Source organism: Methylobacterium sp. Leaf99 (assembly GCF_001422375.1).
Lineage (GTDB): Bacteria > Pseudomonadota > Alphaproteobacteria > Rhizobiales > Beijerinckiaceae > Methylobacterium.
This window is the reverse complement of sequence record NZ_LMMU01000001.1, coordinates 2,121,841-2,135,239: the sequence shown is the minus strand read 5'-3', so window position 1 is coordinate 2,135,239 and position 13,399 is coordinate 2,121,841. Positions and strand designations below refer to the sequence as shown.

Below are 13,399 nucleotides of genomic sequence, written 5' to 3'. Positions count from 1 at the left end.
CCCATCGCCATGGGCCCCGTCCGGCGTCGGACGGGACCGAGGCCCGGCGCGAGACCGGGCCCTTGCGGAGAAACGACCCGATGCGTCTGCGTAGCCTCGCCCGCCCCGTCACGATCCTGGCCCTCCTCCTCGGCCTGACGCAGGCGGGCCGCGCGGCCGACCCGGTGTTTCCGCCGAGCTCCCGCTTCGGCTTCCAGCCACCGCCGGACATGGTCTCGTCGAAGCGGTTCTCTGGGTTCGAGCGGGTCGAGGGCGGCGCCACGGTCTCGGTGGTCGAACTGCCGCCCAACGCCTTCGCCGAACTGGAGCAGAGCTTCACCGACGCGAACCTGAAGCAGCAGGGCTTCGTCGTGTCCAACCGTCAGGCGATCAAGGTCGCGGGCGACGTCGATGCGGTGCTGTTCACCGGCGAGCAGCCGGCGGCCGATCCGAGCGCCGGCCCGTCGATCAAGAAGTGGATGCTGCTCGTCGGCGATCCCACGGTGACGGGCATCATCATCGCCCAGACCACCCCCGACGCCGAGACCGACGAGAGCATGGTCGCCATGCTCACCGGCATCCACATCCGCCCCGAACTCACCCTCGATCAGCAGGTCGCCGCCCTGCCGTTCCGGATCGGCACCCCGGCCGGATTCCGGCCCGTGCGGGTGCTGGCCGGCAATTCCGTCCTGATGACGCAGGGCCCCAAGGACCAGATGCTCGGCCTCGAACAGCCGATCCTGGTGCTGGCCCAGGCGGTCCAGCCCCCGCCCCAGCCCGAGCAGCGCGAAGCCTTCGCCCGCACGGCCCTGGCCTCGAACCAGACCATGAAGGACTTCATCGTCGAGCGCTCGCAGAGCTATCGCCAGAAGGGCGTCGACTGGCACGAGATCGTGGCGCGGGCGACGGACATCGCCTCGAGCACGCCGGTGGTGATCTCGCAGACCATCCGGTTCGCCCCCGACGGGTACCTGCGCGCCGTCGGCGTCGTGCGGGCCGACCACCGCGAGGGCGTCCTCGCGCACTTTCGTGAGGTCGTGGACAGCGTGCAGCTGAAGTAGCGCCCGAAACGCCGAAGGGCGGCGGGCCCTTTTGGCCCGCCGCCCTTCGATGTCGGGTCGCTTCCGCGGAAGCGGCTGCCCTCAGGCCGCGTCGGCCGGATTGGCGGCCTTCGGCCCACCCTTGGCGACGCCGACGAGGGCCGGGCGCAGGGTGCGGTCGCCGATGACGTAGCCCGACTGCATCACCTGGACGACGGTGCCGCTCGGCACCTCGGCATCGGGCACCTCGAACATCGCCTGGTGGCGGTTCGGGTCGAAGCGCTGGCCCTTCGGATCGATGGACTTGACGCCGTGGCGCTCCAGGGTCTTGCCGAGGTCGCGCTCGGTCAGCTCGATCCCGTCGAGGAGCGCCTTGAACGCGCCGGTGGCTTGCGTGCGCTCGGCCTCGGGCACGCTCTCGAGGGCGCGCCGGATGTTGTCGGCGGCGTTGAGCATGTCGCGGGCGAAGTTGGTGACGGCGTAGGTGCGGGCATCCGCGACCTCGCGCTCCGTGCGCCGGCGCAGGTTCTCCATCTCGGCCAGGGTTCGCAGGACGCGGTCCTTGAACTCGTCGCGCTCGGCCACGAGGGCGGCGAGGGCCGGGGCCTCCGGGGCGCCGTCCTGCGTCGGTTCGGCCTGCGCCGTCGCGTCGGTCTCGACCGTGGGGTCGTTCTCCATGCTGTTCGCCATCGTCACTTTTCGTCGGATCGGGGTTGCCGGGGATTGGCGCTGATATCAGGCGCGGGGCCCGTGAAATCAAGCACGGGCCACGGTCAGGCTTCGCGCGGCACGCTCACGCCTCGCGGGGCGGGGGGGATTCGAGCAGGGCGTCGAGTCCCTCCGCCCGCATGGCGGCGACGTCGCTGGCGAACACCTCCATCACGGCGGCGCGGATCGCCACCTGCCGGTCGGGCTGGGTCACCCGCGTGCCGGTGAGGTCGGTGACGTAGAACACGTCCACGGCGCGCTCGCCGAAGGTCGCCACGTGGGCCGAGGTGATGTTGAGGCTGAGCCGCCCCAGGGCCGCCGTCAGTTCGTAGAGCAGGCCCGGCCGGTCGAGGCCGGTGATCTCGATGACCGTCTCGCGGCTCGACAGGGCGTTGTCGATGGACATGTCGGGGGGCACGAGGAAGGTCGGCGTGCGCTTGTCCGGCGGATGCCGGTCGGCCACGAGGTCGGCGATGCGGATCTCCCCGCGCAGGGCCCGCTCGATGGCGGTGGTGATGCGCTTGGCCCGGCGCAGCTCGTCCTCGTCCCGCTCGAACGCCCGCGACAGCAGGATCGAATCGAGGGCGAAGCCGTCCGTGGTGGTGAAGATCTGCGCGTCGACGATGTTGCCGCCGAGGGCCGCACAGGCCCCGGTGACGATGGCGAGGAGCCGCGGGTGGTCGGGCGAGTAGATCGTCAGCTCGGTGATGCCGCGGACGGGGTCGGTCTCGTCGGCGGTGGCGACGGTGCGCCCCTCCGCCGTGAGGGTCTTGAGGAAGCCCGCATGCTTGAACTGGCGGGTGGCGTCGACCTTGAGCCAGTAGGCCTGGTTGTGGCGCCCCGCATAGGCGTCGAAGACGTCGGATTCCCAGTCGGCGAGCTGTTCGCGCAGGCCCATCTGGATCATCCGGACCCGGTCCGTGCGGGCGATCTCGGAATGGCCGCCGGAGAGCACCACCTCGGTCTCGTCGTAGAGGGTGCGCAGCAGGGTGCCCTTCCAGGCGGTCCACACCCCCGGCCCCACGGCGCGGATGTCGGCGACGGTGAGGATCATCAGGAGCTTGAGGCGCTCCAGGGTCTGGACGATGCCGGCGAACTTCTCGATGGTCTTGGGGTCGGACAGGTCGCGGCTCTGGGCCGTCATGGACATGAGCAGGTGGTGCTCCACCAGCCAGGCCACCGTCTCGGTCTCGGCGGGCTTGAGGCCGAAGCGCGGCCCGAGCTTCTCGGAGATGGCCGCCCCCGCGATGGAGTGGTCCTCCGGCCGGCCCTTGGCGATGTCGTGCAGGAGCACGGCCACGAACAGGGCCCGCCGGTTGGAGATCGAGTCGATGAGGCGGGCCGCCAGGGGATGGTCCTCCTCCGTCCGCCCGGACTCGATGGCCGTCAGCACGCCGAGGGCGCGCAGCAGGTGCTCGTCCACGGTGAAGTGATGGTACATGTTGAACTGCATCATCGCGACGATGCGGCCGAAATCCGGGATGAACCGGCCGAGCACCCCGGCCTCGTTCATCAGCCGCAGGATGGTCTCGGGCGAGTTCTTCGAGGTCAGGATGTCGAGGAACAGCCGGTTGGCCTCCTCGTCGGACCGGAGCGAATGGCCGATGAGGCGCAGGGAGCGGTTGGCCACCCGCGTCGCGTCCGGGTGGATCGGCAGGTTGTGACGGTCGGCGAGCCAGAACAGCCGGATCAGGTTCACCGGGTCCTTCACGAAGACGTCGCCGTCGCGCAGGTTGATCCGGCCGTGGTCGTCGACGAAATCCTCCGCCTCGATGGCGGTGGCGCGGAAGCGATCGCGAAAGCGGCCGATCCAGCGGTCGAGGACCGGGGTGCGCTTGGCGTGGCGGGCCTCGAGGGCCGCGCACACGATGGCGGTGAGGTCGCCGACATCCTTGGCGATGAGGAAGTAGGCCTTCATGAAGCGCTCGACGCCCGACAGGCCGCCGCGCGGCTCGTAGCCGAAGCGCTCGGCCACCTTCGGCTGCAATCCGAACGACAGGCGCTCCTCGGAGCGGCCGGTGATGAAGTGCATGTGGCAGCGCACCCGCCACAGCAGTTCCTCGCAGCGCTCGAACACCCGGTACTCCTCGGGCGTGAACAGGCCGGCGGGGACGAGCTCACTCTGGTCGCGGACCCGGTAGGTGTATTTCGCGATCCAGAACAGGGTGTTGAGGTCGCGCAACCCCCCCTTGCCGTCCTTGACGTTGGGCTCGACGAGGTAGCGCGAGGCGCCGGCCTTGGTGACGCGCGCGTCGCGTTCGCGCAGCTTGGCCTCGACGAATTCGGGCGCCGTCCACATCACGAGCTCGGTATCGAACCGGGTGACGAGTTCCTCGTAGAGCGCCCGGGTTCCGAACAGGTAGCGCGCCTCCAGGAGCGAGGTCCGGATGGTCATGTCGGCCCGGCCCTCGCGCAGGCACTCCTCCACGGAGCGCGTGGCGTGGCCGACCTTCAGTTTCAGGTCCCACAGCACGTAGAGCATCGCCTCGACGACGCTCTCGGACCAGGCCGTCTGCTTGTAGGGCAGCAGGAACAGGAGATCGATGTCGGAGCCCGGCGCCATGGTGCCCCGGCCGTAGCCGCCGGTGGCGACCACGGCGAGCTGCTCGCCCGTGGACGGGTTGTCATTGGGATAGAGCCGCCAGACCACGGCGTCGTGGATGGTGCGGATCACCGCGTCCGTGAGGTTGCTCAGGCGCTGGGCGCAGGCGAGGCCGTCGCGCTCCGCGATGAGCCGGGCCTCGGCATCGGCCCGGCCGAGCTCCATCACCCGCCGCAGCTCCGGCACGAGGACGGCCCGCAGGCGCGTCGCCTCCCGGGCGTCGCGGTCGAGTTTCTCGAGGACATCGGCGAGGGCGGCAACGGCGTCGAACATAGTCAACCCCGTTAGCATGTTGGCGGATCGGCGCCAGGGGCCTCGCGGAGGCCGGGCGCGGGGCGCGGGATCGCCCGGCACCGGGGCGCGGGGCGGTTCCGGGCCGGAAATCGGCCCCCTTCGGCCGAATGCACGGCCAAACCGTGCCGATCGCCGCGTGCGGAGCCGCGGAGTCCCGCGTTCCCCCGATCTGGCCGCCATCGCACGAAGGCGTTAGGTTCGGGACCAACCCCCATAAAACACACGAGGAAACGCCCATGGACTCGCAGGCTCTGCGCTCGCTCCAGGCTCCGCTGAAGGACCAGTATCGTGCGACCCCCGACTCCGCGCTGGTGACCCTGCGCGCCCGGGGCAGCCTCGACGACACGTCCATCGCCTGCAAGGTCGAGACCGGCCGGGCCCTGGCGGTCGCGGGCCTGCACCCGGCCACGGGCGGGTCCGGCGCCGAGCTCTGCTCCGGCGACATGCTGCTGGAGGCCCTCGTCGCCTGCGCCGGCGTCACCCTGAAGGCGGTGGCGACCGCCCTGGAGATCGAGCTTCGCGCCGGCACCGTCAGCGCCGAGGGCGACCTCGACTTCCGGGGCACGCTCGGCGTCGACAAGGGAGCGCCCGTGGGCTTCCGGGCGATCCGCCTCGCCTTCGCCCTCGACACCGACGCGCCCCAGGACAAGCTCGACCAGCTCCTGAAGCTGACGGAGCGCTACTGCGTGGTGTTCCAGACCCTGAACCACAAGCCGGACCTGTCGGTCTCGACGACGCGGGGCTGACCGGCGGGACTAACCGGCGGGGGAGATCTGCGTTTCGGGCGCGCCGGCCCTATCTCCCCTTCCACATGATGATTTTTCAGTGGATCGTCGGCGTCCTGTTCGGCGCCGTCCTGTTGGCCGCCCTCGCCCGGCGCGTGGGGGCACCGTATCCGGTGTTCCTCGCCCTCGGCGGCATCGCCCTGGCCTTCATCCCGGCGGTGCCCAACCTCGTCCTCGACCCGGAACTGGCGCTCGCCCTGTTCCTCGCCCCCGTCCTGCTGGATGCCGGCTACGCCACCTCCCTCCGGGACCTGCGCACCCACTGGCGCCCCATCGCCGGCCTGGCGCTCGGCGCCGTGGTGGCCTCGACCCTGGCCGTGGCGTTCGTGGCGAAGCTCCTCGTTCCCGACATGCCCATCGCGGCCGCCATCGTGCTCGGCGCCATCGTCGCCCCGCCCGACGCCGTGGCGGCGCTGTCGGTGCTGCGCCACGTCGAACTGCCGCACCGCCTCACCACGATCCTGCGCGGCGAGAGCCTGCTCAACGACGCCGGCTCCCTGCTGATCTACCGCCTCGGCGTCACGGCCGCCGTCACCGGCACCTTCTCCCTCGCCGAGATCGGCCCGGCCTTCCTCATCGGCATCCTCGGCAGCGTCGTCGTCGGCCCGATCCTGGCCTTCGCCTACACCCGGGCCATGCGGCCGGTCACCGACGCGCCGAGCGTCATCGTCCTGCAGTTCGTCGCCGCCTTCGGCATCTGGATCGGGGCCGAGCACGTCCACCTGTCGGGGGTGCTGACCGTGGTCACCTTCGCCATCACGGCCGCGCGGCTCACGGCGGGGCGCACGCCGCCGCGCACCCGCATCGTCTCCTACGCCGTGTGGGACACGGCGGTGTTCGTCCTCAACGTGCTCGCCTTCGTGCTCATCGGCCTGCAGATCGGCCCGATCCTGGAACGGCTGACCCGGGAGCAGCAGATCTCCTACGCCCTGGTGGGCGCGGCGGTGTTCCTCACCGTGGTGGTGGTCCGCATCGTCTGGGTGCTGTCGGCCAACCATTTTTCACGGTTGGGCGCCGAGGGCGAAACCAGCGACGACAGCGGTCCGGGTGCAGCGACGGCGGTGGCCTGGGCCGGCATGCGCGGCATCGTCACCATCGCGACGGCGCTCGCCCTGCCCGAGGGCGATCCGGGGTTTCCCTACCGCGACCTCATCGTGCTCACGGCCTTCTGCGTCATCATCGGCACCCTCACGGTCCAGGGCCTGACCCTGCGCCCGCTGCTCGGCCGCCTCGGCCTCAAGGACGACGATCCCGTCGGCCGCGAGATCGGATACGGCCGCACGCAGGCCTACGGCGCGGCGCTCCACAGTCTCGAGGGCGAGACCGGCGCCCATGTCGACGCCCTGCGGGAGGAATTCCGCGCGGCCCTCGATCAGGCCGACCGGCAAGCGGACGGGTTCGCCTCCGAGACCCTTCCCGCCGACGCCGCCCGGCGCGGCACCATCGAGGCCGCCCGCGACCGGGTGCTGGCCCTGCGCCGCTCCGGCGAGATCGGCGACGACGCCTACTACGTCCTGGAGGAGGAGTTCGACTGGGCCGAACTCAACGCGACGCCCCGCGCCGAGCGGTGAGGTTCAGGCGGAAAGCACCGTGCTGACCCGGGCCTCGATGGCATCCCACACGGACACCGCGAGGTCGGGACCGCCCAGGCGCTTGATGGCCCGGATGCCCGTGGGCGAGGTCACGTTGATCTCGGTGAGGTTGCCGTCGATGACGTCGATGCCGACGAGGATCAGGCCGCGCCGCCGCAGCTCCGGGCCGATGGTCGCGCAGATCTCCAGTTCGCGCGGCGTCAGATCGGACGCCGCGGCAGCGCCGCCCCGCACCATGTTCGAGCGGATGTCGTTGAGGGCCGGCACCCGGTTGATGGCGCCGAGGGGCTCGCCGTCGACGAGGATGATGCGCTTGTCGCCCTCGGTGATCCGGGGAAGGAAGCGCTGCACCACCCACTGCTCGCGGAACGTCACCGAGAACAGGTCGAACATCGAGCCGAAATTCGCGTCTTCCGGCAGCACCCGGAACACCGCCGCGCCGCCGTGGCCGTGGAGCGGCTTCATCACGATGGCGCCGTGCTCGGCCCGGAAAGCCTCGATCTCCGCCTTGTCGCGGGTGATGAGGGTCGGCGGCATCAGGGTGGGGAAGTCGAGGACGAACAGCTTTTCCGGCGCGTTGCGGACCTCGGCCGGATTGTTCACCACCAGGGTCGAAGCCGGCAGCCGCTCCAGCATGTGGGTGGCGGTGATGTAGGCCATGTCGAAGGGCGGGTCCTGGCGCATGAGCACCACCTCCGCCTGCGACAGGTCCAGGCGCTCGGGCGCGCCGAGGGTGGCGTGCGCGCCCTCGACGTCCTGAACGGTCAGGGCCTCCACCCGCGCCGTCACCCGGCCGTTCTGCAGGGACAGCCGGTCGGGGGTGTAGTGCAGGAGCCGGTGCCCCCGCGCCTGCGCTTCGAGCAGCAGGGCGAAGGTGGTGTCACCGGCGATGCGGATCGCCCGGATGGAATCCATCTGGACGGCGACGGTCAGGGCCATGGCTCTCAAGCCTCCATCTTCGAAAATCGGTCGAGAGCCGTCCCGGACGCTACTTCTTGCCGCCGGTGCGCTTGTCGTAATCGCCGATGGCGGCCTTGCACTCGGGCGACAGGCGGGGCCGGTTGCGATCCATGCAGGTCTCGGCATCCTTGCTGTTGGGATCGACGCCGGCGCAGAGGCGGAAATAGTCGTTGGCGCAGCCGAGCTGCAGGCCCTGGTCCTCGCGCTGGGCCTGGGCCGGACCGGCCGCCAGCATCAGAAGAGCGAAGGGCGCGATCTTCAGGGCCGTCGAGAGGCTCAAGGGTCGTGACGTCATCACGCGCATCCTGCGGTGTCCTTCGTTCTGGGAAGATGGGATGGGGCATATCGGGCAGCCCCGGCGGTTAGCAAGCGCGCGAAAGCCCACGCTTGTTCCCGCGACCTTCGGGCCGCACGCCGGCCCCCTCCCGGTGGCGCCCACAAAAAACCCCGCTCGCGCGAGCGAGCGGGGCCGAGTTCAAGGGAGGGATTGCCCGCCATGGGCGAGGGATTTCAGGCAATCCCCGCGCCAGAGATTTCCCGGCCGGCGTGACACATTCGCAACGCCGGGCGGCCCCCCTCGGCGGAGGGCCGCCCCGAGGGGCCCGGGCGCGCCCCGCATCGTCCGTTGGCAACAATCCGTTAACCACCCCGTGATGATCTCGCCGACATCACCGCCACCGGACGGCCCCCGAGGGGACCGGTCCCCGCGGGGGAGACGGCGCCGGGTCACGTGGGTGAGCGGGTCCGGGACGCACACAATGGGACGGGATCGCAGCCGATGAACCTCGACAGGTCACCAAATACGGGAGGTCCCACGCGTCCGACGGCCACCGTCGTGACCTTCCCGGCGGCGGGCCGCCGCCGCTTCCGCCGCGCCGACGACGCGGCACCGGACCCGCGCGGGGCGATCCTGCTGTTCACCGGCATCCGCTACGAGCGCATGGCGGAACCGGAGAATCCGGCCGAGCCGGACAAGCGCGCCCCCCGCCTGCGGCGGCGCTCCTGATCCCGCCTCCGCGATCCCCTTCCGACGACCGGACACGACGATGCCGCGACCGGCCGCCACCGCCCGCACGACCTTCCCGACGGCCGCGGTCCTGGCCGCGCTCCTGGTGCTCACCGCCGGCTGCGCGCAGCAGGGCGATTTCGGCCGCCCGAAGCCGGGGGCCTGGAACGGCCTGATCGAGACCACCGGCACCCTGGCGGCGCGCGAGCGCGGCGAGCCGGCCTCGGCCTTTCCCTTCACGGACGACGAAGCCACCCTGCGCGACCGGGCCTGGCGCTTCCTCATGCCCGCGGGCGGACGCGACGCCTTCACGGACATCCTGGCCAACCTCACCCGCAGCCGCGTGCTGCCGGCCGCCTGGCGCCCCGACGCGCCGGAGGCCTACTTCTCCGCCCTCATGGACGGCCCGTTCCGCTCGCCCGTGTCGCGCTATCACCGCCTGTCGGAGGATATCGGCGCGGATGCGCGCCTGCTGCCGGTCTTCGCCGCCACCGCCGCGCGGGTGTTCCAGGCGGATGCCCTGCGCCTGCGCAGCCTGTCCTTCGCCCGGACCGTCGACGACCGCGATGCGCGCCACGCCGCCATGCGGGTGACCGAGAACCGCTGCCTCGTCGCCTGGGTCGGGTTCGAGACGGACCGGCGCCTCGCGCGCTACCGCTACGCCCTCGACCACCTCCTCGTCGCCGTCCCCTCGCCGGAGGCGGCCCTCGTCGAGCGCGTCCTGCGGGCCCTGGCGGAGCGCCGGCCGATCCTCGCGGCCCTGGTCCCGCCCGAAGCGGAGGGCCGCTGCGATTCCGCGGCGGAGGCCGCGATGGACGCGGCCATCACGATCCGGCCCATCGTCGCCAAGAACTGAATCTCCGAAGGCGCGCGGCGCCCGGACCCGGTCGATCCCGCTCAGCCGCCCGCCTTGTCCTCGGCCGGCAGGTCCACGGTGCAGGACACGGCCTGGACCGCCGTGTTGGCGGCGGGCCGCTGGCTCGGCAGGGCGGCGATCACCCGGACCACCACGTAGCCCCTGAGGTCGGGGGCGACGATGCGGACGTCGCGGCTGACGTCGTTCTCGTCGGCGTTGGCGAGGGCCTCGTCGTACTGGGCGCGGGTCAGCACCACGAGGTCGAGGGCGCCGCGCACGGCGGCCTGGTCGGTGACGGCGTAGAAGGCCCCGCGCCGGCCGTGCACCGCCAGGGACAGCATCAGCGGGCCGGTGCGGGCCGAGACCCGCATGGGACCGTCGGCGAGGTCGTAGGCGCAGATGCCCACCGCCACCGCCGGATCGGGGATGGGCAGCCAGGCTTCGGGCGGCGCCGGGCCGTCGCCGGTGACCAGGGTATAGACCGGCATGGCGTGATCGAGGCCCTCGCCCGTGCGGGCGCGCGACAGGGCGTCGGTCTCCGACAGGCGCGGGATCAGGAGGACCACGCCGATATGGACGAGGCCCGCCAGGACGAGGCCCGCCAGGGTGGCGAGGAGGAAGCGGCCCCGGGGCGTCATGCGGCGCATCCCGTGCGGGTGACGGCCGGCAGGGCGGCGCGGTCGAGGGTGCCGGCGCTCGCGGCCACGGGGGTGTCGTAGAGGCGCAGCGCCAGGCGCACGGGGCCGCTCGCCCGCGGCATCGGCAGCCAGTTGCCGGCCTGGACCTCGGGCGAGAGGGTGATGACGAAGCGGCCGTCGCGCTCGCGCAGGGTCTCCGTCGAGGTGTAGCCCTCGCGCACGATGGTGCGCTCGGGATCGCGCGGGCCGCGCCCGGCCACCGTCACCGTCCAGGCCCGGGCCGGCGGGGTGATGCCCGCGATGGTGTAGGTGCAGGTGGCGTCGAGGGCCTGGCCCTCGTCGTCCTGGGCGGCGGTGAGCAGCATGCCCTCGCCGATGGCAAGGGGGATCTCGCCCCGGCGGGCGTTCACCGCCCGCGCGTAGGGGTCGGCCCCGACGGAGCCGGTGCGCGGCCACGCCGTCCAGGCCCCGACGGCGACGCCGCCGAACGGGTATCCGCCCCGCGTGGCGTAATCGGCGGTGGCCAGCCCGATCCCCGCCCCGAGCGCCAGGGCGTAGAGGACGAGGCTGACGGTGGAGGCCCGGCGCACGGCCTCGCGCGCGGCGCCGGCGAGCCGCGCGGCGGCGGTCCGCGCACCCGCACCGGTCTCTCCCCGCGTTTCCGCGGGCGCGGCCCTGTCGGCGGCTCTCATACGTCCAACGCCTTGGCTCACGGGGTGGCGATGCGGCCGGCGGTGCCGGTCCCGTCGGCCACGTCGCCGGCCGGGCGCGGGGCCGTGCCGCTGGCCTCGACGGTGCGGAACAGGCCGTTGACGCCGCCGATGACCTCGAAGGAGCGCCGCGACAGCTTTCCGGCGGCGCTCGCCGCCGGGTTGACCGGGGCGGCGGCCGGGGTCTGGGCCACGGCGCGGCCGACCTCCTTCAGGCCCGGCATGGCTTTCAGCTCGATGCCCTGGTGGGCGGTCTCCATCACGTCGTGCCAGGCCATGGCCGGGAGCGAGCCGCCCGTCATCTTGTTGGTGGAGGTGTGGTCGTCGTTGCCGAACCAGACGGAGCCGACGTAGTTGCCGGTGTAGGCGACGAACCAGGCGTCGCGGTAGGCGTTCGTGGTGCCGGACTTGCCCGCGACCTTGATGCCCTCGAGCTGGGCACGCTTGCCGGTGCCCTCCTCCACCACCTTGGTGAGCATGTAGTTCATGTCGGCGACCACCTGGGTCGAGAGCACCTGCTCGACCCGCTCGTCGGCGTGGCGGTAGATCACCTCGCCGGACGAGTTCTTCACCTCCATGGCGGCGTAGGGCTTGGCCTTGCGCCCGCCATTGGCGAACACCGCGTAGGCGGCGGCCTGGTCGATGACGTTGACCTCGGCCGAGCCGATGGGCAGCGACGGCGTGTCGGCGAGCGGCGTGGTGATGCCCATGCGGTGGGCCGTGTCGACGATCTTGTCGCGCCCTGCCTTGGCCGCGCGGGCCTCGTGGGAGATGCCCATGGCCTTGCCGAGCGCGATGGAGATCTGGATCGGGATCGTGTTGATGGATTTGGCCACCGCCACCGTGAGGGTCGTCGCGCCCGAGAACGAGCGGCCGTAATTCTGCGGGCACCAGTTGCCGATGCAGACCGGGCGGTCGACCACGCGGGTGTCGGGCCGGTACAGGCCGGAGGTGAGGCCGGCGGCGTAGACGTAGGGCTTGAACGAGGAGCCGGGCTGGCGCAGGGCGTCGGTGGCGCGGTTGAACTGGCTCTCGCCGTAATCGGCGCCGCCCACCATGGCCCGCAGGGCGCCGTCGGGATCGAGGATCACCATGGCGGCCTCGTCGACCTCGTACTGGTCGCCGTAGCGGCGCAGGGTGTTCTGGATCACCTCGTCGGCGCGCTTCTGGATGGTGAGGTCGAGGGGCGTCTTGACCGTCAGCACGCGGTCGCTGCGGAAGCGGCCCGCATCGGCCATGCCCTTGATCTCGCCGAACGCCCAGTCGAGGTAGTAATCCGCCGTGATGTCGCGGGTGCGGGTCACCGGCGTCGCGGGATTGCGCAGGGCCGTCTGGATCTGGCCTTCCGTGACGAAGCCGGCCTCGACCATGTTGTGCAGGACGTCGACGGCGCGGGAGCGGGCCGCCGGCAGGTTGACGTGGGGCGCGTACTTCGTCGGCGCCTTGAACAGGCCGGCGAGCATGGCGGCCTCGGCGAGGGAGATGTCCTTGAGCGGCTTGCCGAAATAATAGTCGGCCGCCGCCACCGCGCCGAAGGTGCCGCCGCCCATGTAGGCCCGGTCGAGGTAGAGCTTCAGGATCTCGTTCTTGGTGAGGTGGCTCTCCAGCCACAGGGCCAGGAACGCCTCGTTGACCTTGCGCTCGAGGGAGCGCTCGTTGGTGAGGAACAGGTTCTTGGCGAGCTGCTGCGTGATCGACGAGCCGCCCTGGGTGTTGCCGCCGCCGCGCGAGTTCGAGACCAGGGCGCGCAGGGTGCCGATGGGGTCGATGCCCCAATGCTCGTAGAAGCGCCGGTCCTCCGTCGAGACCAGGGCCTTGATCATGATGTCGGGAAAGTCGTCGAGCTTGAGCGAATCGTCGTGCTTGATCCCGCGCCGGCCGACCTCGTTGCCGTAGCGGTCGAGGAAGGTGACGGCCAGATCCTGAGCCTTCAGCCAATTGTCGCTGGTCTGGTTGAAGGCGGGCTGGGCGAGCATCAGCATCACGATGGCGCCGCCGGTGCCGAGGGTCACCGCCTCGCTGGTCAGGTCGAGGGCGCCGCGCTTCCAGCCGCGCACGGAAAACACGTTCATGCGCTCCTGGAAGCGCTCGTAGGTCTCCCCGGCGGAGCGACCGCTGTCGTAGAGGCCCGCGTTCACCCAGGCGTCGAAGGCCAGGGCCGCGCGCTTGATCCGGGTCGTCAGGGAAGTGGCGTTGGGCAGGCGCACGATCTGTTCTTCATGTCCCTGG

General features: G+C 71.4%; 12 protein-coding genes. 5 read left to right on the top strand and 7 right to left on the bottom strand.

Translation table 11 applies throughout. The features are described from left to right. The first annotated feature begins 80 nt into the window (after positions 1–80). Complete coding sequence (locus ASF28_RS09810; RefSeq protein WP_056090815.1) at positions 81–1,040, top strand: hypothetical protein; 960 nt, start codon at positions 81–83, stop codon at positions 1,038–1,040. Positions 1,041–1,121: 81 nt separating this feature from the next. Here the strand turns inward: ASF28_RS09810 and grpE are convergent, their stop codons facing one another. After that, positions 1,122–1,709 carry a nucleotide exchange factor GrpE gene (grpE, locus tag ASF28_RS09805; protein WP_056090812.1) on the bottom strand — a complete coding sequence of 196 codons (588 nt, stop codon included), beginning with the start codon at positions 1,707–1,709 and terminating at the stop codon, positions 1,122–1,124. A gap of 103 nt (positions 1,710–1,812) precedes the next feature. Beyond that, positions 1,813–4,602 carry a [protein-PII] uridylyltransferase gene (locus ASF28_RS09800; RefSeq protein ID WP_056090809.1) on the bottom strand — a complete coding sequence of 930 codons (2,790 nt, stop codon included), beginning with the start codon at positions 4,600–4,602 and terminating at the stop codon, positions 1,813–1,815. A 257-nt stretch (positions 4,603–4,859) separates the two neighbouring features. Here ASF28_RS09800 and ASF28_RS09795 point away from each other — a divergent pair, with 257 nt between their 5' ends. Both ASF28_RS09795 and ASF28_RS09790 read left to right on the top strand, forming a co-directional pair. Beyond that, entirely contained in the window at positions 4,860–5,369 is a 510-nt protein-coding gene (locus ASF28_RS09795; RefSeq protein WP_056090806.1) for an OsmC family protein, read from the top strand. 65 nt (positions 5,370–5,434) lie between these two features. Next, the gene (locus ASF28_RS09790; protein WP_056090805.1) at positions 5,435–6,979 is read left to right on the top strand and encodes a cation:proton antiporter; all 1,545 of its coding nucleotides are present in this window, start codon (positions 5,435–5,437) and stop codon (positions 6,977–6,979) included. Positions 6,980–6,982: 3 nt separating this feature from the next. On the opposite strand, the gene gshB is transcribed toward ASF28_RS09790, so the two are convergent. Both gshB and ASF28_RS09780 read right to left on the bottom strand, forming a co-directional pair. Then, a complete protein-coding gene (gshB, locus tag ASF28_RS09785; protein WP_056090802.1) occupies positions 6,983–7,939 on the bottom strand; it encodes a glutathione synthase in 957 nt (318 codons plus the stop codon). A gap of 49 nt (positions 7,940–7,988) precedes the next feature. Beyond that, positions 7,989–8,264, bottom strand: a complete 276-nt coding sequence (locus ASF28_RS09780; protein WP_056090799.1) for a hypothetical protein — start codon at positions 8,262–8,264, stop codon at positions 7,989–7,991. A 474-nt stretch (positions 8,265–8,738) separates the two neighbouring features. On the opposite strand from ASF28_RS09780, the gene ASF28_RS22970 reads away from it, so the two are divergent. Together ASF28_RS22970 and ASF28_RS09770 are read left to right on the top strand one after the other, a co-directional pair. Then, on the top strand, positions 8,739–8,966 hold the full coding sequence (locus ASF28_RS22970) for a hypothetical protein (RefSeq protein WP_056090796.1): 228 nt from the start codon (positions 8,739–8,741) through the stop codon (positions 8,964–8,966). Between the two features lie 40 nt (positions 8,967–9,006). Then, positions 9,007–9,822, top strand: a complete 816-nt coding sequence (locus ASF28_RS09770; protein WP_056090793.1) for a hypothetical protein — start codon at positions 9,007–9,009, stop codon at positions 9,820–9,822. Positions 9,823–9,863: 41 nt separating this feature from the next. On the opposite strand, the gene ASF28_RS09765 is transcribed toward ASF28_RS09770, so the two are convergent. From ASF28_RS09765 to ASF28_RS09755, 3 genes are read right to left on the bottom strand one after another with little or no spacing between them, the layout of a single operon-like run. Next, positions 9,864–10,460, bottom strand: coding sequence for a DUF1254 domain-containing protein (locus ASF28_RS09765; RefSeq protein WP_056091553.1), 597 nt, complete (start codon positions 10,458–10,460; stop codon positions 9,864–9,866). Next, on the bottom strand, positions 10,457–11,152 hold the full coding sequence (locus ASF28_RS09760; protein WP_082476089.1) for a DUF1214 domain-containing protein: 696 nt from the start codon (positions 11,150–11,152) through the stop codon (positions 10,457–10,459). Before ASF28_RS09760 ends, ASF28_RS09765 begins: the two co-directional genes overlap by 4 nt. A 17-nt stretch (positions 11,153–11,169) precedes the next feature. Next, positions 11,170–13,377: a transglycosylase domain-containing protein gene (locus ASF28_RS09755; protein ID WP_056090789.1), complete on the bottom strand. Its 2,208-nt coding sequence runs from the start codon at positions 13,375–13,377 to the stop codon at positions 11,170–11,172. Positions 13,378–13,399 lie beyond the last annotated feature (22 nt).

Bases quoted from the DNA above. Each gene is read 5' to 3' on its own strand.
- ASF28_RS09810 (WP_056090815.1), top strand. From the start codon at position 81: ATGCGTCTGCGTAGCCTCGCCCGCCCCGTCACGATCCTGGCCCTCCTC.
- grpE (WP_056090812.1), bottom strand. From the start codon at position 1,709: ATGGCGAACAGCATGGAGAACGACCCCACGGTCGAGACCGACGCGACG.
- ASF28_RS09800 (WP_056090809.1), bottom strand. From the start codon at position 4,602: ATGTTCGACGCCGTTGCCGCCCTCGCCGATGTCCTCGAGAAACTCGAC.
- ASF28_RS09795 (WP_056090806.1), top strand. From the start codon at position 4,860: ATGGACTCGCAGGCTCTGCGCTCGCTCCAGGCTCCGCTGAAGGACCAG.
- ASF28_RS09790 (WP_056090805.1), top strand. From the start codon at position 5,435: ATGATGATTTTTCAGTGGATCGTCGGCGTCCTGTTCGGCGCCGTCCTG.
- gshB (WP_056090802.1), bottom strand. From the start codon at position 7,939: ATGGCCCTGACCGTCGCCGTCCAGATGGATTCCATCCGGGCGATCCGC.
- ASF28_RS09780 (WP_056090799.1), bottom strand. From the start codon at position 8,264: ATGCGCGTGATGACGTCACGACCCTTGAGCCTCTCGACGGCCCTGAAG.
- ASF28_RS22970 (WP_056090796.1), top strand. From the start codon at position 8,739: ATGAACCTCGACAGGTCACCAAATACGGGAGGTCCCACGCGTCCGACG.
- ASF28_RS09770 (WP_056090793.1), top strand. From the start codon at position 9,007: ATGCCGCGACCGGCCGCCACCGCCCGCACGACCTTCCCGACGGCCGCG.
- ASF28_RS09765 (WP_056091553.1), bottom strand. From the start codon at position 10,460: ATGACGCCCCGGGGCCGCTTCCTCCTCGCCACCCTGGCGGGCCTCGTC.
- ASF28_RS09760 (WP_082476089.1), bottom strand. From the start codon at position 11,152: ATGAGAGCCGCCGACAGGGCCGCGCCCGCGGAAACGCGGGGAGAGACC.